Genomic DNA, 17,294 nt, shown 5'->3' on the forward strand with positions numbered 1-17,294 from the left:
CCCCCCCCCCCCCCCCCCCCCCCCCCCCCCCCCCTTTTCAAAGAAGAAACCGACATACTAGATGTAGCTCCGTCTCGTGGGCTCGGAGATGTGTATAAGAGACAGTCCCCCGGCCACGCGAACGGCCCCCTCCCGCTCCGGGAAGGGGGCCGTTCGCGTGCGGGCGCGACGTGGTCGGGTGTCCTCAGCGTCCGGGAGCGTCCGGACGCAGCCGGCGCAGCCGGCGCGTCAGGCGCGTCAGGCGCGTCAGGCGCGTCAGAGGATTCCGCGGGCGTGGAAGGCCGCCGTGACCGCCCTGGCGGCCGATGCCCCGTAGAGGCGCTGCGCGGCAGCGACGGTATCGAGCGCGGCGGCGCGGAAGGTGGTGTCGGGCGCGAAGGCGAACTGCGCCTCGACGATGAGCGTCGACGCCTTGGTGTCGCCGAGCGCGGCACGGATGTCCCAGAGGGCCCGCGACCAGATCTCGCCGTCCGCGTGCACCTCGCCGACGACGTCGGTGGGATACGTCTTCGTGCCGTCGAGGCGGCGCAGGCAGTGCGGGACCGTGCGCGTGTAGGAGACCGAGTCCCAGTCGGCGACGCACGCCTCGGGGGTCAGGGTCGGCGTCCCGGCGCGCCAGCTCGTCACGACGACGGCGAGGTAGTCGCCGAAGGCCTCGCCGATCGCGCCGGACTCGAGGGTCGTTCCGAAGCCGGGCACCTGGCCGTCCTGCACCGAGTGGCCGTACTCGTGCACGACGACCTCGGCGTCCTCGGCGTCGTCCACGCCGCCCTTGCCGACGGTGATGTTCGCCTTGTCCGGTCGGAAGAAGGAGTTGTCGCCGCCGTACTGGTCGACCCGCAGCTCGATCTGGCGCTGGTTGACCGGCCGTAGGGTCGAGCCGAAGCCCAGGTGCTGGAGGTACTCCTGGGCCGTGGTCACCCAGTAGTAGCCCATGACCTGCTCGAACTGGTCGACGTCACGGTGGTAGGCCGGGAAGGCCCCGCCCACCGACCGCGCGGCCGAGCCCGTCGAGCTCTTGACCCGCACGTACTGGCCGGTCAGCGTGCCCGAGCCGTCGAGGTGCGTCAGGGTGACGCGGTGGTAGGCCGGCGCGAGGGCCGCGTAGTCGGCGTCCTTGGCGTCGGTCAGCGACTCGTCGCCGAGCTCCTGGACCGGGTTGGGCAGGAAGACGGTGCCGGTGGCCGTGTGGTCCCAGGGGGTCGACGAGCCGGCGGCCGGCGCGGCGGTGGCGGCGACGGCCAGCGTGGCCGCGACGGCAACCGCCGCGGCGAGGTTTCGATGTGCCATCCCGACACTCTGCACCCGCAGCCCGACCGACGGGCGTGGTACGAGGTCACGAGTTGTCGTGTGGCCCCTCGGCCTGCGGGCGCGGGCTCCCCGGCGACGTAGGGTGGCGCCCGTGACGACCTCGACCACGCCCCACGCCGCCCCTGCCGACGTCGTCCGCGACCTCGTCCCCACCGGCGTGCTGCGGGCGTCGATCAACCTCGGGAACCCCGTGCTGGCGCAGGGCACCCCCACGCAGCCTCGCGGAGTCACCGTCGACCTCGCCCGCGAGGTCGCCGCGCGGCTCGGGGTCCCGCTCCGGCTGCTGTGCTTCGACGCGGCCCGGTTGTCCTTCGAGGCCATGGCCGACGGCCGCGCCGACCTCGGCTTCCTCGCCGTCGACCCGGCCCGCGCCACCCAGGTGGCCTTCACCCCGCCGTACGTCGTCATCGAGGGCGTCTACGTCGTGCCCGAGGCCTCGACCGTGCGCTCACCGGCCGACGTCGACCGTCCCGGATCCCGCGTCGGGGTCAAGGCCGGGTCGGCCTACGACCTGCACCTGTCGCGCACCCTCGAGCACGCCGAGGTCGTGCGCGGCGCGGAGGGGGTCGACGTCTTCGCCGCCGAGGGACTCGAGGCCGGTGCCGGCATCCGCGAACCGGCGACGGCGTGGGTCGCCGCCCACCCGGGCACCCGAGTCGTCGACGAGGCGTTCATGCAGATCCGGCAGGCCGTCGGGACGCCGGTGGGCCGCGGGGAGGCCGCGGAGCGGTACCTGCGCGACCTCGTCGAGGAGCTCAAGGCGGACGGGTTCGTCGCCGCGTCGCTGCGCCGGTCGGGCCAGACCGCGGCCGTCGCCCCGCCCGCCTGAGCCGTCAGCCGCCGAGCAGCCTCGGCGGTTCGACCCCGAGCGCCGCCATCTCGGCGTCGGTGAACAGGCGTGACCGGATGAGGAACCGCACGCCCTCGGGAGCCTCGACGCTGAAGCCGCTGCCGCGTCCGCGCACGACGTCGACGGTCAGGTGGGTGTGCCGCCAGTAGGCGTACTGCGACGCCGACATCCAGAAGGCCACCGGCTCGTCCAGGCCCTCGACAGCGAGGTCGGCGAGGTGCACGTCGGCCTCGCTCGTGAGGAACTCGCCGGCCGGGTAGCACATCGGCGAGCTGCCGTCGCAGCAGCCGCCGGACTGGTGGAACATCAGCGGTCCGTGGACCCCGGTGAGGCGGCGGAGCAGGTCCGCCGCCTCACCGGTCAGGTCGACCCGGCTGCGGGAAGCCGATGGCTCACCGGGTCGACCCGTCCCGACGGACGTGACCTCCGGCCCGTGGGAAGGCACGTCGCGGCCCCGTCAGAAGAAGCCGAGGGGGTCCGGGGAGTAGGACACGAGCAGGTTCTTCGTCTGCTGGTAGTGGTCGAGCATCATCTTGTGGTTCTCGCGGCCGATCCCCGACTGCTTGTAGCCACCGAACGCCGCGTGCGCCGGGTACTGGTGGTAGCAGTTCGTCCAGACCCGACCGGCCTTGATGCCTCGGCCCATCCGGTAGGCCCGGGCGCCGTCGCGCGTCCACACGCCGGCGCCCAGGCCGTAGAGCGTGTCGTTGCTGATCGCGAGCGCGTCGGCCTCGTCCTCGAAGCTCGTGAGGGAGACGACCGGGCCGAAGATCTCCTCCTGGAAGATCCGCATCGAGTTGCTGCCCTCGAAGACCGTCGGGGCGACGTAGTAGCCGTCGGCGAGGTCTCCGTCGAGCACGTTGCGCTCCCCACCGGTGAGGACCTTGGCGCCCTCCTGCCGGCCGATGTCGAGGTAGGACAGGATCTTCTCGAGCTGGTCGTTGCTCGCCTGGGCGCCCATCGTCGTGTCGGTGTCGAGCGGGTTGCCCTGCTTGATCTTCTCGACGCGCGCCACGGCGTCCGGGACGAAGTCGGAGTAGATCGAGCGTTGGACCAGCGCGCGCGAGGGGCAGGTGCAGACCTCGCCCTGGTTGAGCGCGAACATCGTGAACCCCTCGAGGGCCTTGTCGTAGAAGGCGTCCCGCTGCTGGGCGACGTCCTCGAAGAAGACGTTGGGGCTCTTGCCGCCGAGCTCGAGCGTGACCGGGATGATGTTCTGCGACGCGTACTGCATGATGAGCCGCCCGGTCGTCGTCTCGCCGGTGAAGGCGATCTTGGCGATCCGCGGCGACGAGGCCAGGGGCTTGCCCGCCTCGACACCGAAGCCGTTGACGACGTTGACGACGCCCGCGGGCAGCAGGTCGCCGATGAGCTCGACGACCTTGAGGATCGACCACGGCGTCTGCTCGGCCGGCTTGAGCACGACGGCGTTCCCGGCGGCGAGTGCCGGCGCGAGCTTCCAGACGGCCATGAGGATCGGGAAGTTCCACGGGATGATCTGGCCGACGACGCCGAGCGGCTCGTGGAAGTGGTAGGCGACCGTGTCGGCATCGATTTCGCTGCTCGAACCCTCCTGTCCGCGAAGGACGCCCGCAAAGTAGCGGAAGTGGTCGACGGCGAGGGGCAGGTCCGCGGCGAGCGTCTCCCGGACGGCCTTGCCGTTCTCCCACGTCTCGGCGACGGCGAGCATCTCGAGGTTCTCCTCGAGGCGGTCGGCGATGCGGTTGAGAACGAGCGACCGTTCGCCGAGGCTCGTGCGGCCCCACGCCGGCGCGGCTGCGTGGGCGGCGTCGAGGGCCGCCTCGATGTCCTCCTCGGTGCCCCGGGCGATCTCGCAGAACGGCTTGCCGTTGACCGGCGAGATGTTCTCGAACCAGAGGCCCTTCTTCGGCTCGACCCAGTTGCCGCCGATGAAGTGGCCGTACCGGTCCTGGAGCGAGACGAGCGAGTCGGCCGCTCCCGGGGGTGCATAGATGGTCATGTCGTTCTCCCAACGTCCTTGGTGGCGGCCCCGAAAACGGGGTCGTCAGGACGTTAGGCAACCGGACGTTGCATCCACGTTGCGTGTCGAGAAGGGTGCTCGCGGCCGACGGCGGGCCCGACGGGTCCTCGTCTCAGGTGCCGAGCTCGCGGTCGAGGCGGTCGAGCTGGTTCCGGACGAGCGGCAGCAGCGGCGAGGAGGGACCGAGGAGCCTGGCCTGGGCCTGCCACATCTCGTAGTCGTCGGCACCGGACGCGGACCGCGTCCACGCCGACATGAGGTCGGTGCGGCCGCTCGCGAGGACGGCCCGGCGCAGGTCGCCCTCGATGCTCTCACGCAGCCGGACCACCCCGGGCGCGACCGACCGTGGCAGCAGCGCGCCCCGGTAGGCCCGCATGGCACTGGCGAGGTCCCCCGCGGCCAGGTGCGCCTCGATACCGAGCCAGTCGCCCGACAGCTCCGCGACGACCCGGTAGGGCCGCGACGCGAGCAGGTCGTCGCCGAGCAGCGCCCGCAGCCGGCCCATCTCGACCCGCAGCGTCGAGGCGCTGCTGTCCTCCTCGTAGAGCAGCACCGCGAGCTCGTCGCCGGACAGGCCACGGGCCGCCGATGCGAGCAGCAGGAGGATCTCGCTGTGTCGTGGGCTGAGCCGCAGCGTCCGACGGTGACCGCGACCGTCGTCGACGGTGAGCAGGGCGTCGTTGCGTCCGAGGGCCTCGAGCAGCACCGACAGCCGGCCCGGGGTGGCCGGCACCGAGGTGTATCGCGCCCCGACGAGCAGCTCGCGAGCCAGCTCGGACTCGGCCATCCGCGCTGCGGCCCGGACCATGGCCAGCGTCTGCGGCGCGACGATGTCGTCGCCGCCGGTGATGTCGAGGACCCCGAGGACGCTCTGGTCGCTGGGGTCGTGGATCGTCGTCGCCGCGCAGCTCCAGCGCTGGACCGAGCGGCGGAAGTGCTCGGCACCGATGACGTTGACGGGTCGGTCGAGCCGAAGCGCGACGCCCGGCGCGTTGGTGCCGGCCATCCGCTCGTCCCAGTTGCTGCCCTCGACGAAGCCGATGCTCTCGGCGCGGCGCAGCGTGCTCGGCGACCCGCACACCCAGAGCAGCTGGCCCGAGGCGTCGGCCACGGCGATGACCGCGTCGCAGTCGCGCGCCGCCTGGCCGAGCACGTCGTCGAGAAGGGGAAAGACCCGCGCGAGGGGGTGGGCCTCGCGATGGTCGCGCAGGGCGTCGGCCGGCAGCGTGATCGGGGCGTCGACCGCGTCGACGTGGACCCCGGCCGCCGCGGACCGGACCCAGGAGTCGGCGACGTGCGCGCGGACTCCCGAACCCTCGCTCTCGTCGCCCATGGGCCGATTGTGCCCAGCGATCCGGGTCGGTGACAGGGTTTGGCCGCAGGCCGGTGGGTAGGGGTCGGCGAAAGGGTGGTCAACGGCGCGGAACAGGCGCACCATGAAGGAGTCCGCCCAATGGATCGCCAGCAGCAGCCGAGGAGCGACCAATGTCACGACGAGCCCCATTCGTGCCCGACGGAGTGCCAGTACTGTCCCGCGGTCGTCACCGCAACCCCCGCAAGGGCGCCTGCTTCATGGAGATGGCCTCGTTCCTGGCCGGCGAGCGGTGGAGCGACCACCCCGCCTGCACCCATCCCGTGCTCGCGACCCTGGCTCGCTGCGTCAACGACATGCTCGACGAGCCCAACCGGCAGCGCCTGGTGACCATGGTCCCCGAGGTCGTCGGCCTCAACCCGAGCGACCCCCGCGCGACGACGGCGATCGTCCTCAGCACCGCCCGCGCGGCCCTGCCGGTGGCCGCCGAGGAGCGCCAGAACGCGATGGCCATCGCCATCCTCAACGCCGAGGGCATCCTCGCCGAGCAGGACGGTCGTGAGCCCGGACGCCTCTCCGCCGCCTCGCGGGCCGCGCTCACGGCGGCGCCCGCCGCCGAGCGCTGGGCACGGATCAACCTGGCCCGCATGGGCTTCAACTCGGCTGCGCTGCGCCCGTCGAACGCGGCGAGGATCGTCGCCCTCGGCGTCGACGGCGTGGCTCGGGCCTGCATCGACGACCCGGAGGACCGGCTCGTGCAGATGCTGCGCACCGGCATCGACGCGGCGAAGGCGTTCGTCCCCGTGACGACCCCCACCGTCACCGTGCCGTGGACCCAGCCCGCCCCGACCCCCGCACCGGCCGCCGACCCGGCGGTGCGTCGCTCCGTCACCCCGGCCTGAGAGGACCCCACCACACGTCAGCGCCGGTCCGCACGCCCGCCCTGGCGGTCCGGGGCAGACCCGGCCGACCCGAACGCTCCCGGGTCCGGTTCCGGTGGTCCCGCCAGACACGACACGGCCGCGTCCCCGAGGTGGGGACGCGGCCGTGTCGTGCGACTCCGGCTCGCCGTCGACGGTCAGCGGGTCTCGCGGAAGTCCACGTGCTCCCCGGCGACCGGGTCGAACTTGCGCAGCACGAGGCGGTCGGGGGTGGTGCGTCGGTTCTTGCGCGTCACGTAGCTGTAGCCGGTGCCCGCCGTCGAGCGGAGGGTGACGACGGGGCGAAGGTCGGTGCGCTTGGCCAATGGTGCTCCTCGGACGGTCGCTCCGCGGAGGTCGCGAAGCCACTCATGAGAACCGTTCTCGCCTCGTCGGCATTCCCTCCGCACCCGACGTCGCTGCCGTGCGCCGCTCGGCGCCGCCCCGGCGCGACCTCGGGCCCGCCGGGGCGACCGCCGGGTCAGCCGAGGCCGGCCTTCTGCAGGAACTCCGTCGCCACGTCCTCGGCGTCCTTCTTGTCGATGACGACCTCCTTGACGAGGCCGGCCAGCGTCGCCGTGTCGAGCTTGGCCGACACGGCGTTGAGCGTCGAGGAGATGGTGTCGTTGACCTTGGACTTGGTGATGAGCGGGACGACGTTCTGCGCCGCGAAGAACGACTTGGGGTCCTCGAGCGCGACGAAGCCGTTGGCCGGGACGTTCGGGTCGGTGGTGAACAGGTTGGCCGCCTGGATCTGGCCGTTCTTCAGGGCCTGGACCGTGAGCGGGCCACCCGCGTCGAGCGGCTTGAACTCCTTGAAGGTCAGGCCGTACACCTTCTTGAGGCCGGGCACCCCCGACTCGCGGGTCTTCCACTCGGGCGGCCCCCCGAGGACGAGGTCCTTGGCGACGGGCGCCAGGTCGGCGATGGTCTTGAGGTTGTACTTCGTCGCGGTGTCCTTCGTGACCACCACGGCGTCCTTGTCCTCGGCCGCCGACTTGTCGAGCACCTGCAGGCCCGACGGGAGGGCGGCCTTGAGCTCGTCGTAGACGGCCTGGGAGTCGGTCGCCTTGGCGGACTTGTCGAAGTACTGGTCGAGGACCCCGGTGTACTCGGGGACGAGGTCGATCGAGCCGTCTTGCAGCGCAGGGATGTACGTCTCGCGGCTACCGATGTTGGGTTTGGTCGAGGTCTTCACCCCCTTGGCCTCGAGGGCCTTGGCGTAGATGTCCATGAGGAGCTCGGACTCGGGGAAGTTGGCCGAGCCCACGACGATCGTGCCGCTCGGGGCCGCCGAGCCGGCGTTGGTGGGCTGGTCGAGGGGGCTGCCGCCACCGCCCGAGCCGCACGCCGCGAGACCGGCCAGAGCCAGCGCGGAGACCGACGTGAGAACCGTCTTGCTGTGCTTCATACTCATCTCTTTCCTGTGGACGCTGGCCAGGGGATCAGTTGACCGTGCCGACCGTGACGGTAGTCGTCGTGACTGACTCTGTGGTCGACCGGACCTCGGGACGGCCGCGTCGGGTGCGGAACCGGCCGGTGATCCCGCGCGAGACGGCGAGCCGCTGGGCGATGGACGCGACGAGGTCGATGGCGAGGGCCAGGGCGGCGACGAGCACGGCCCCGGAGGCCATCTGGGCGTAGTCGCGGACCGCGAGCCCGTCGATGAGGAAACGGCCGAGCCCGCCGAGGCCCACCGTCGCGGCGATGGTCGCGGTGGCCACGACCTGCAGCAGTGCCGAGCGCACGCCGGAGAAGATCAGCGGGAGCGCGCACGGCACCTCGACCTTGAACAGCACCTGCCAGCCACGCATCCCCATCCCCCGCGCGGCGTCCCGGGCCGCGGGGTCGACCTCGTCGATGCCCGCGTACGTGCCCGCGAGGATGGGCGGGATGGCGAGCACGACGAGGACGATGAGGCTCGGCAGCAGGAACGCGAGGTCGCCGGTGAGGTTGGGACCCAGCCACAGGACGATGAAGAAGAGCAGGCCCAGGGTCGGGATGGCGCGCGCGAAACCCGAGATGTTGACCACAGCGAACTTCCCTCGCCCGGTGTGGCCCACCCACATCCCGGCGGGGACGGCGACGACGGCCGCGATGCCCGTCGCGAGGAGCACGTACTCGATGTGCTCGAGGAGCCGCTGCACGATGTCCTCGCGGTTGGTCGGGTCGGTGAGCCAGCCGATGATGTCGGCGATCATGAGGCGGTCCTCGCTCGGGCCCAGGGCGTGAGCAGCCGGGTGACGACGACGATGATGACGTCGAAGACCAGCGACAGCACTCCACAGGCGATGATGCCCGTCACGATGGGGGCGAAGAAGTCACGGTTGAACCCGTCGGTGAAGAGCGAGCCGAGCTGCTGCACGCCGATGATGGCGGCGACGCTGACGATGCTGACGTTGCTGACGGCGGCCACCCGCAGACCGGCGGAGATGACCGGGACGGCCAGCGGCAGCTCGACCCCGAGCAGCCGCCGCACAGGTCGGTACCCCATGGCGTTGGCGGCGAGCCGGACGTCGTCGGGGATCGCAGCGAGGCCGTCGGCGACGGTTCGGACGAGCAGGGCCACGGTGTAGACCGTCATGGCGACGAGGACGTTGGTGGGGTCGAGGATCTGCGTGTGCAGGATGCCGGGAAGCAGGATGAAGACGGCCAGCGACGGCAGCGTGTACAGCAACCCGGTGCCGATGATGAGGGGCGGGTAGGCCCACGAGAAGCGACGGGCCGTCCAGCCCAGGGGCAGTGCGATGAGCAGGCCCAGCAGGAGGGGGAGCCCGGCGAGGTAGGCGTGGGTGACGAGCAGTCCCCACACGTCGTCGAGGTGCGAGGTGAACCAGTCCATCAGACGACCTTCGTCTCCGCGGCTGCGGCCGAGTCGACGCCCGGCTCGACTCCCGGCTCGACTCCCGGCTCGACGCCCGGCTCGACACCCTCGGTCTCGGCGTCCCGGGCCCGCTGACCGGCGGCGCTCACCTCGATGGGCTCGATGAGGTCCCGGGCACGCACGGTGCCCACGAAGGCGCCGTCGGGCCCGACGACGACGCCTCGGCCGGAGGGCGCCGACAGGGCCGCGTCGAGGGCCTGCCGGAGCGACCCCTCGGTCGAGGCCACCGTGCCGCCGCGATGAAGGGCCTCCCGCGTGACCGGACCGTCGAGCCGCTCCGGCTCGACCCACCCCAGCGGGTGGTCCTCGTCGTCGAGGACGAGGACCCAGGGGTCGGCCGTGACGGCCCGGGCGTCGGCCGCGGGCGCGCCGAGCCGGACCGTCGGCTCCGCCCTGGTCGGAAAGGTCGCGGTGCGGAAGCCGAGGGTGCGGTAGCCGCGGTCGCGCCCGACGAAGTCGGCCACGAAGTCGTCGACCGGCCGGGACAGCAGCTCCTCGGGGGCCGCGAGCTGGGCGAGCGTGCCCCCGACCCGGAGCACGGCCACCTGGTCGCCGAGCTTGATCGCCTCGTCGATGTCGTGGGTGACGAAGACGATCGTCTTGCCGAGCTCGTCCTGCAGCCGCAGGAACTCCTCCTGGAGCTGGTCCCGCACGACGGGGTCGACCGCGCTGAACGGCTCGTCCATGAGCATGACCGGCGGGTCGGCCGCGAGGGCGCGCGCGACGCCGACGCGCTGCTGCTGGCCTCCCGAGAGCTGCGAGGGGAACCGCTTGGCGAACGACTGGGGCAGCCCGACCCGCTCCATCAGCTCGAGGGCCCGGCTCGTCGCCCTGTCGCGGTCCCACCCGAGCAGGAGGGGCACGGTCGCGATGTTGGCCACGATGGTGCGGTGCGGGAAGAGTCCGGCGTGCTGGATCACGTAGCCGATGCCCCGGCGCAGCTCGGCGCTGTCGATGGTGGCAGTGTCGCGGTCGTCGACGAGGATGCGGCCACCGGTCGGCTCGATCATCCGGTTGATCATCCGCAGCGACGTGGTCTTGCCACACCCGGACGGCCCGACGAGCACGGTGATCTTGCCGGTGGGGGCCGTCAGGCTGAGCTCGTCGACCGCGACGGTGCCGTCGGGGTACTGCTTCGTAACTGACTCGAACCGGATCATCGGCTCGTCACCTCATTCGTGTGGGGGGTCGGGAACAGGGTTCGCGCGATCGTTCGAGCCTCCGCGGCGACGGCGACGCCGACGTCACGGCTCCGTTGCGGGTCCAGACGGTAGGAGGGCCCGACGACGTTGAGCGCCCCCGCGACGCCGCCCAGCCACGCGATGGGGGCGGCGATGGCCGTGACGTCCTCCTCGACCTTGGAACGCACCACCACATACCCGCATTCCGGCGTGCGGCCCTGCAGGGCCGCACCGATGGCCGTGCCGTCGACCGGCACGGTGCGTCCGACCCAGCCGGCGTGGCGGATCGAGAACGTCCCCTCGGCCATCGCGATGTACACCGCCTCGTCAGGTCGCCCGGCGATGCCGAGGTACGCGGACTCGCCGCATCGGGCGATGAGCCGCTGCAGGGCCGGCTGGGCGGCCTTGACCATCTGGTTGCGGCCGAGGGCGACCGCCCCGAACCGGAACGCGAGGGATCCGGGGTGGAAGTCGCCGTCCTCGTCGCGGCTGACGAAGTCGAGGACCTCGAGCGTGCGCAGCAGGCGCAGGGCCGTCGTCGGGGACAGCCCCACGGCCTTGGCGCACTCCGACAGGCTCGTGGGCGCCGTCTCGCAGACGTGTGCGAGGAGACCGAGCGCGCGCTCGACGGAACGGGTGGCGGCGGCGCCGGGGGCGGGCGTCGACACCGGCTCAGAGGCGGGCGACGAACGACCCACGGACCGGGACGCGGATCGCGGCGTCGGTGGGGGTGGTGGACGTGTCATGGGTGACACCTCGTCGGTGATCGAGCGAGAGGCAACGAGTGCCGTTTTCATTCTGCGGCAGCCCTTTGCTGCCCAGTGGCAGTCTGGCACACTGCGGACACAGCGGGACACCCTGTTGCCCGAGAAAATCTCCGGCCGTCATCCGAGGACCGCACATGACCATCACCCTGACCGGGCAGCAGCTGACGATCGCCGCCATCGAGGCGCTGGGCCGGCGGGCGGACCTCGCGGTCGACCCCGAGGCGGCCTCCCGGGTCGACCGGGCCGCCCGTGCCGCCCACGAGGTGGCCCTGGTGCGGCCCGTGTACGGCAGGACGTCGGGGGTCGGCGCCAACCGCGACCGGGCGAGCACGTCGCCGAGACCGGGGCACGCCCTGCTGCGCAGCCACGGTGCAGGCTGGGGCGGGCCGTTCCCGCCCGCGACCGTGCGCAGCGCCCTCGCGATCCGCGTCAACCAGCTGCTCGCCGGGACCTCCGGCGCCAGCGGGTCGCTCCTTCGGGCGCTCGTGGAGACCACGAGGGCCGAGGACGGACGGCTTCCCGTCGTGCACCGGCGCGGCGCCATCGGCACCGGCGACCTCACCGCGCTGGCGGAGGTCGGTCTCACCCTGCTCGGCGAGCGCCCCACCGCCGACGGGACCCTGCTCGCCCCCGCGCCCCTGGACGAGTCCGACGCGCTGCCCCTGATGTCGAGCAGCGCCTTCACCCTGGCCGAGGCTGCCCTCGGCTGCGGCCGGCTCGCCCGGCTCGCCGACGTCGCCATGGCTGTGTGCGCCCTGTCGTTCGTCGCGCTGCGCGGCAACCTCGAGGCCTTCGGGCCGGCTGTGCCGAAGGTCACCCCGTTCCCGGGCGCCGTCACCGCGGCCGCCACCGTCACCCGGCTCGTGCACGGCAGCACCGTCGAGCCGGCCCAGCTGCAGGACTTCTTCGGGCTGCGCACCTTCCCGCAGGTGCACGGCCCGCTCCTCGACGAGATCGACGACCTGCGCCGCGTCGTCGAGGCACTCGTCAACAGCGGCAGCGAGAACCCCGCGGTCCTGACGGACGACGACCCGCCCGGCGTCGCGCACCACGGCGGCTTCCACCAGGCCTACCTGGCCCTCGCCGTCGACTCGACCCTGCTGGCCCTCGTCGGCTCGGCGCACACGAGCGCGTCTCGCATCTCCCATCTGCTGACCGACCCTGCGAGCGGTCTGCCCCGGTTCCTCGCCGGTCCGGAGGTGGGTTCCTCCGGCCTGCTCATCCTGGAGTACGGCGCCGCCTCGGCCATGGCGCTCATCCGGGAGGCCGCGTCGGCGGCGCGCTCGATCCAGTGGGTCTCGGTCTCCGCCGGGGTCGAGGACGGTGCGAGCCACGCCTCGGTGTCGTCGGCCCGCCTCACCGAGGCCGCCGAGGCCTACCGGCAGATCATCGCCCTCGAGCTCGTCACCGTTGTCCGCGCGCTCGTCCTGGGCGGGAGACGGGTCGCCGGCGAGCTGTCCGAGCTGATGGCCCGGTGCGGGCACCTCGCAGGAGAGCCGGACGACCACGACCTTGCGCCCGCGGTGGCGGCTGCGGTCGACATCGTCGACGAGTGGGTCGCCGCGGACCCGCTGGGGCCCGCCTGACCTGGGAGGCTCAGCGGCGGGGGGCTCGGGCGCCCTTCCGGGACAGCCGGATCGGAGGCGTCACGCCTGCCTCAGAGGTCGAGGGTGACGCCGCCGGAGTGGACGACCTGGGCGACGACGGCGCCCTCGGGCCCACTCGCCGGCTCCTCGTCGTGGCCCAGCTCCGCGGCGAACGTCGCGGTGACGATGCCGGTGACGAGGCGCGTCCACAGGGGCCAGCGCACGAGCATCGCGTGGTCGCCCCGCTCGACGCGCACGAGGGAGGCGTCGAGACCCTCGGCCTGCATGGACTCGACGAGGCGCCGGGAACGGCTCAGGCCGCACACGACGTCCCGGTCCCCGTGGACGACGACGGTGCGCTGAGCGGGGCCGGGGCGCGGGTCACCGGGCTCGATCCACGGCGCGAGACCCACGACGAGGCGCACCCCGGGCTCGGTGCCGACGTGCAAGGCGGTGCGACCGCCCATCGAGTGACCGACGAGCGCGATCGACGCGTCGGGGTACGTCTCGCGCAGCCGACCCAGGGCCCAGCGGGCATCGAGCACCGGCATGGCGTCGTCGCCGTTCCACCCCCGAACCCGGAACCGCAGCCGTGCCACGGCGACCGGCCCGGGCACCTTGCGGGCCAGCGCTCGCGCGAACGGCACGAGCCGGGCGACGTTGTGCGACCACGGCCGGTTCGGCTCGAACCCCCCGATGGCGCCGCCGTGCAGGACGAGGACGACGACGCGGGCGTGGGCGGGCCGGGCGTGCCAGACGAGGGTCGCCGGCGGGAGACCGTCGTCCGTGGGCGGGCCGACGACGCGCGACGGCCCCTCGAGCGTCCTGCTCACACGGGCGTCCGGTGGAAGTTCTGGAAGGAGCGGCTGGCGGTCGGACCGCGCTGACCTTGGTAGTGCGAGCCGTACTTCGCTGAGCCGTAAGGGTTCTCGCTCGGGCTGCTGAGCCGGAAGAAGCACAGCTGGCCGATCTTCATGCCCGGGTAGAGCATGATCGGCAGCGTCGCGACGTTCGACAGCTCGAGCGTCACGTGGCCGGAGAACCCGGGATCCACGAAGCCCGCGGTGGCATGCGTCAGGAGGCCGAGGCGGCCGAGGGAGCTCTTGCCCTCGACGCGGGCGGCGAGGTCGTCGGGCAGCGACACGGCCTCCAGCGTCGAACCGAGGACGAACTCCCCCGGGTGCAGGACGAAGCCGTCCTCGTCCGGACCGACCTCGACCAGACGCGTCAGCTCCGGCTGCTCGGCCGCCGGGTCGATGTAGGGGTACTTGTGGTTGTCGAAGAGCCGGAAGAACTTGTCGAGCCGGACGTCGACGCTCGAGGGCTGGACCATGTTCTCGTCCCACGGGTCGAGCACGACACGACCGGCGTCGACCTCGCCCCGGATGTCCTTGTCGGAGAGCAGCACGGGTCGAGGCTACCGTGCAGGCGGCGTCGGCCCGCGGACCGCTCGCGAGGCCCGCCGGATCCGGTCCGAACGGTCGGTCGCTCCAGGCGCGTGCGGTACCCGGGCTCGCCTACCGTTGGGTCATGACGGAGCAGCCGAGGGACGAGGCGGGGACGCGCGAGCTCGTGGCCGAGTTCCGGCAGCTCGTCCGGCGGCTGCTCGAGCAGCTGCCCGACGACGCCGGCGGGCCACGGCTCGTCGACGTGCTCGAGGCCCACCTCGGGGTGTCACCGCAGGGCCTGGCCGTCGTGTCGGAGCCGGTCATGCCGCACCGGCTCGTCGACGCCGACATCGCCCTGGACGAGGTGTCGGGGACCGACCCGGGGCGCAGCGTCGTCGGGATCGCCGGTGACGCCCGGCACCACATGTCCCTCGGCGACCTCGTCCAGAGCATCCACGGGATGGGCCTTCCAGTGGGGCAGGTCGACTACGGCCGCATGCCCACCGGCCCCGGCAAGGAGGACCACCGGCAGGTCGTCACCTCGGGCATCAGGATGTTCCGGTTCGAGGGCGAGCCGGTGGCCGTGCGCCAGCAGGGCATGAACCGGCAGTTCGGCCGTGAGGCGGGCAGCATCGAGGTCATGTCGCGCGACCGCGACACCTCCGACCGGCTCATGGCGCGGGTCCAGGAGCTCATGGACGCCCGCAGCATCCTCCGCGGCCAGGTGCTGACGTTCGGCGGCGACCCCTACGGCCCGGGGATGGCCGGGGTGACGTTCGTGGCGCGCCCGACCGTCGACGCCGCGGCGGTCATCCTGCCCGACGGGCTGCTCGACCGTGTGGCGCACCACGTCATCGGGATGGGTGAGCACCGTGAGCGCCTGCGGGCCCACGGCCAGCACCTCAAGCGCGGGGTGTTGCTCTACGGGCCCCCGGGTACCGGCAAGACGCACACGGTGCGCTACCTGCTGTCGGCGACTCCCGGTACGACGGCGGTGCTGCTGAGCGGCGGCTCCCTGCGCTTCATCCACGACGCCGCGAAGGTCGCGCGGGCGCACCAGCCGGCCGTCGTCGTCCTCGAGGACTGCGACCTCGTGGCCGAGGACCGCTCGTTCGCACCGATGGGAGCCTCCCCGCTGCTCTTCGAGGTGCTGGACGCGCTCGACGGGCTCGATGCCGACGCCGACGTCGCGTTCGTCCTGACGACCAACCGCGTCGAGGACCTCGAGGTGGCGCTCGCGCAGCGTCCGGGCCGGGTCGACCTCGCGGCCGAGATCCCGCTGCCCGACCGCGACGGCCGCCGCGAGCTGCTCCGGCTCTACGGCGGGCACCTCTTCGGTCCGGAGGCGATCTCGGCCGCTGCCGTCCGGTCCGAGGGCACGACGGCCTCCTTCGCCAAGGAGCTGGTCCGCCGGGCGGTCCTCGCGGCGGCCCTGGCCGCCGAGCCGCCGTCGGACGAGCACCTCCGCCTCGCCCTGGACGAGCTGCTGTCCGAGGGCGAACGCCTGACGCGCAGCCTCCTCGGCGTCGACGCGGCGTCCGCGGAGGGCCTGGCACGGGACCCGACCGGTGGCACGGCAGAGGGCGCTGCAGGCGCCGGGACGTCCGGCCTCAGGTCCGGGAGGAGCCGACGGGGCGCCGAGTTCCTGCCCCGTGGCGGGTACCCGGGTCCGGTCCCCGGGCCCTCCCCCGGGCCCTAGCCCGGCGGCGAGACCCCCGCCGGGACAGTCAGCCGGGACAGTCAGCCGGCGAAGGGCAGCACCGGCCTGCCGGGCACGGCGACGCGGACCCGGAAGACCGACCCCGCCTCGGGCTCGGGGTCCTTGAGGTTCTCCCGCGAGGTGGTGATGTAGAGGTCGCGCAGGTCCGGGCCACCCAGCGTGCACGCCGTCGTCTGCCTGACGGGCAGCACGACCTCGGCGAGGACGTCCCCGGACGGGGACAGGCAGCGGACGCGGCCGGCACCGTTGAGCGCGACCCAGACGTTGCCCGCAGAGTCGACGGTCAGGCCGTCGGGATGGCCGACGTCGGCCGTGTGGAACGGACGGCGGTTCGTCAGCTCGCCGTCGACGACGTCGAACACGTCGGTGCGGCCGGTCGGGGTGTCGTCGTAGTAGGCGCGCGCGCCGTCCGGCGAGAAGTCGATGCCGTTGGAGATCGTGACGTCCGGCAGGATTGTCGTGACGCGGCCGTCCGGGTCGACGCGGTAGAGCCGGGCGCCACCGGGGGCACGGTCGTGGGCCATCGAGCCGGCGAGGAGGCGGCCCTGCGGGTCGCACCCACCCTCGTTCATCCGGACCGACGTGTCGTCCCAGAGGGTCAGCCAGGGCGTCGGCTCGGTGTCAGGGTCCGCGGACAGGGCCAGACCGCGCTCGGTGCCGACGACGTAGCCACCGCCCGCTCGGGGGCGCACGAACGCCGCGACGTCACCGACGTGCAGCGAGGCCACCGAGCCGTCGGCGTGCAGCGTCAGGACGTCCCCGGCGAGCAGGTCGACCCACCGCAGTCCGCCCCAGGAGGGCGACCAGACCGGCCCCTCGGCGTGGTAGCAGAGCGGTGCGGTGACCTGCTCCGGGCGCGACTCGACGAGCCCGTCCATCAGTCCCACCACACGCCGACGTAGTGGTGGCCGTCGGGCATCGCGGGCGCGTCGACGAGCCAGTCCAGCCGGCTCGCCGGGCCGCCGCTGGGCTGCGTCTCGGCGTCGATGGTCATGGCGTCGACCTCCTCCGGCATGAGGGTCGTGATGACGGCCACGCCACTGGCGTAGGGCCACTCGTCGTCGGGGTAGGCCTGGAACTCGAGCACGTCGAGCTCGACGCGCACGTCATGCACCTCCGGGCGCTCGCGCAGGTCGAACAGCACGCGGCGGACCGTGTCGAGGGGCATGGCCTCGTCGCGGTTGGGCGCGATCGACCACTCGCAGTCGTTGCCCTCGAAGAACTGCTCGAGCGTCACGGCGACCTGCGTGGAGTCGCCGCCCCGGCTCCGCACGTGTTCGACGAGGGCGGTCTGCTTGGCGAGGTCCATGGTGGATGTCGGGCCTTGGGGAGACGGTGCGTGGACGGGGTCGGGCGTCGGCTACACTGACGCC

At 72.6% G+C, this 17,294-nt stretch carries 18 protein-coding genes; 4 read left to right on the forward strand and 14 right to left on the reverse strand.

The window, feature by feature from the left end; all coding sequences use genetic code 11:
- Positions 1–255: 255 nt before the first annotated feature.
- The gene (locus tag ACR9ZK_RS04170) at positions 256–1,290 is read right to left on the reverse strand and encodes a M4 family metallopeptidase (protein WP_481340594.1); all 1,035 of its coding nucleotides are present in this window, start codon (positions 1,288–1,290) and stop codon (positions 256–258) included.
- A gap of 112 nt (positions 1,291–1,402) precedes the next feature.
- Between ACR9ZK_RS04170 and ACR9ZK_RS04175 the strand changes: the two genes are divergently transcribed.
- Positions 1,403–2,140: a transporter substrate-binding domain-containing protein gene (locus ACR9ZK_RS04175; protein WP_481340596.1), complete on the forward strand. Its 738-nt coding sequence runs from the start codon at positions 1,403–1,405 to the stop codon at positions 2,138–2,140.
- A 4-nt stretch (positions 2,141–2,144) separates the two neighbouring features.
- Here the strand turns inward: ACR9ZK_RS04175 and ACR9ZK_RS04180 are convergent, their stop codons facing one another.
- The 3 genes from ACR9ZK_RS04180 to ACR9ZK_RS04190 form a co-directional block, all read right to left on the reverse strand.
- Positions 2,145–2,606, reverse strand: coding sequence for a DUF779 domain-containing protein (locus tag ACR9ZK_RS04180; protein WP_481340598.1), 462 nt, complete (start codon positions 2,604–2,606; stop codon positions 2,145–2,147).
- Between the two features lie 12 nt (positions 2,607–2,618).
- Positions 2,619–4,142 (reverse strand): acetaldehyde dehydrogenase ExaC, encoded by a 1,524-nt coding sequence (gene exaC, locus ACR9ZK_RS04185; protein ID WP_481340600.1) that lies wholly within the window; start codon positions 4,140–4,142, stop codon positions 2,619–2,621.
- Between the two features lie 133 nt (positions 4,143–4,275).
- Positions 4,276–5,496 (reverse strand): GAF domain-containing protein, encoded by a 1,221-nt coding sequence (locus ACR9ZK_RS04190; protein ID WP_481340602.1) that lies wholly within the window; start codon positions 5,494–5,496, stop codon positions 4,276–4,278.
- Between the two features lie 173 nt (positions 5,497–5,669).
- On the opposite strand from ACR9ZK_RS04190, the gene ACR9ZK_RS04195 reads away from it, so the two are divergent.
- Complete coding sequence (locus ACR9ZK_RS04195; protein WP_481340604.1) at positions 5,670–6,377, forward strand: hypothetical protein; 708 nt, start codon at positions 5,670–5,672, stop codon at positions 6,375–6,377.
- A gap of 176 nt (positions 6,378–6,553) precedes the next feature.
- Here ACR9ZK_RS04195 and rpmG read toward each other — a convergent pair whose 3' ends face one another.
- From rpmG to ACR9ZK_RS04225, 6 genes are all read right to left on the reverse strand, one after another.
- Positions 6,554–6,721: a 50S ribosomal protein L33 gene (gene rpmG / locus ACR9ZK_RS04200; RefSeq protein WP_481340606.1), complete on the reverse strand. Its 168-nt coding sequence runs from the start codon at positions 6,719–6,721 to the stop codon at positions 6,554–6,556.
- A gap of 155 nt (positions 6,722–6,876) precedes the next feature.
- A complete protein-coding gene (locus ACR9ZK_RS04205; protein WP_481340608.1) occupies positions 6,877–7,812 on the reverse strand; it encodes an ABC transporter substrate-binding protein in 936 nt (311 codons plus the stop codon).
- Positions 7,813–7,840: 28 nt separating this feature from the next.
- Positions 7,841–8,596: an ABC transporter permease gene (locus tag ACR9ZK_RS04210; protein ID WP_481340610.1), complete on the reverse strand. Its 756-nt coding sequence runs from the start codon at positions 8,594–8,596 to the stop codon at positions 7,841–7,843.
- On the reverse strand, positions 8,593–9,237 hold the full coding sequence (locus tag ACR9ZK_RS04215; protein WP_481340612.1) for an ABC transporter permease: 645 nt from the start codon (positions 9,235–9,237) through the stop codon (positions 8,593–8,595). Before ACR9ZK_RS04215 ends, ACR9ZK_RS04210 begins: the two co-directional genes overlap by 4 nt.
- A complete protein-coding gene (locus tag ACR9ZK_RS04220; protein ID WP_481340614.1) occupies positions 9,237–10,439 on the reverse strand; it encodes an ABC transporter ATP-binding protein in 1,203 nt (400 codons plus the stop codon). Before ACR9ZK_RS04220 ends, ACR9ZK_RS04215 begins: the two co-directional genes overlap by 1 nt.
- Entirely contained in the window at positions 10,436–11,128 is a 693-nt protein-coding gene (locus ACR9ZK_RS04225; protein WP_481340616.1) for an IclR family transcriptional regulator, read from the reverse strand. The genes ACR9ZK_RS04220 and ACR9ZK_RS04225 overlap by 4 nt, the downstream gene beginning before the upstream one ends.
- 233 nt (positions 11,129–11,361) lie before the next feature.
- Here ACR9ZK_RS04225 and ACR9ZK_RS04230 point away from each other — a divergent pair, with 233 nt between their 5' ends.
- Positions 11,362–12,813 carry an aromatic amino acid ammonia-lyase gene (locus ACR9ZK_RS04230; protein WP_481340619.1) on the forward strand — a complete coding sequence of 484 codons (1,452 nt, stop codon included), beginning with the start codon at positions 11,362–11,364 and terminating at the stop codon, positions 12,811–12,813.
- Positions 12,814–12,884: 71 nt separating this feature from the next.
- On the opposite strand, the gene ACR9ZK_RS04235 is transcribed toward ACR9ZK_RS04230, so the two are convergent.
- Positions 12,885–13,646, reverse strand: coding sequence for an alpha/beta hydrolase (locus tag ACR9ZK_RS04235; RefSeq protein ID WP_481340621.1), 762 nt, complete (start codon positions 13,644–13,646; stop codon positions 12,885–12,887).
- Positions 13,643–14,221, reverse strand: a complete 579-nt coding sequence (gene dcd, locus ACR9ZK_RS04240) for a dCTP deaminase (protein WP_481340623.1) — start codon at positions 14,219–14,221, stop codon at positions 13,643–13,645. Before dcd ends, ACR9ZK_RS04235 begins: the two co-directional genes overlap by 4 nt.
- Positions 14,222–14,343: 122 nt before the next feature.
- Between dcd and ACR9ZK_RS04245 the strand changes: the two genes are divergently transcribed.
- Complete coding sequence (locus ACR9ZK_RS04245; protein ID WP_481340626.1) at positions 14,344–15,900, forward strand: AAA family ATPase; 1,557 nt, start codon at positions 14,344–14,346, stop codon at positions 15,898–15,900.
- A gap of 41 nt (positions 15,901–15,941) precedes the next feature.
- On the opposite strand, the gene ACR9ZK_RS04250 is transcribed toward ACR9ZK_RS04245, so the two are convergent.
- Together ACR9ZK_RS04250 and ACR9ZK_RS04255 are read right to left on the reverse strand one after the other, a co-directional pair.
- Positions 15,942–16,799 (reverse strand): SMP-30/gluconolactonase/LRE family protein, encoded by an 858-nt coding sequence (locus tag ACR9ZK_RS04250; RefSeq protein ID WP_481340629.1) that lies wholly within the window; start codon positions 16,797–16,799, stop codon positions 15,942–15,944.
- Positions 16,799–17,230 carry a hypothetical protein gene (locus tag ACR9ZK_RS04255; protein ID WP_481340632.1) on the reverse strand — a complete coding sequence of 144 codons (432 nt, stop codon included), beginning with the start codon at positions 17,228–17,230 and terminating at the stop codon, positions 16,799–16,801. The genes ACR9ZK_RS04250 and ACR9ZK_RS04255 overlap by 1 nt, the downstream gene beginning before the upstream one ends.
- Positions 17,231–17,294 lie beyond the last annotated feature (64 nt).

Source organism: Monashia sp. HAY1-5C, assembly GCF_056755255.1.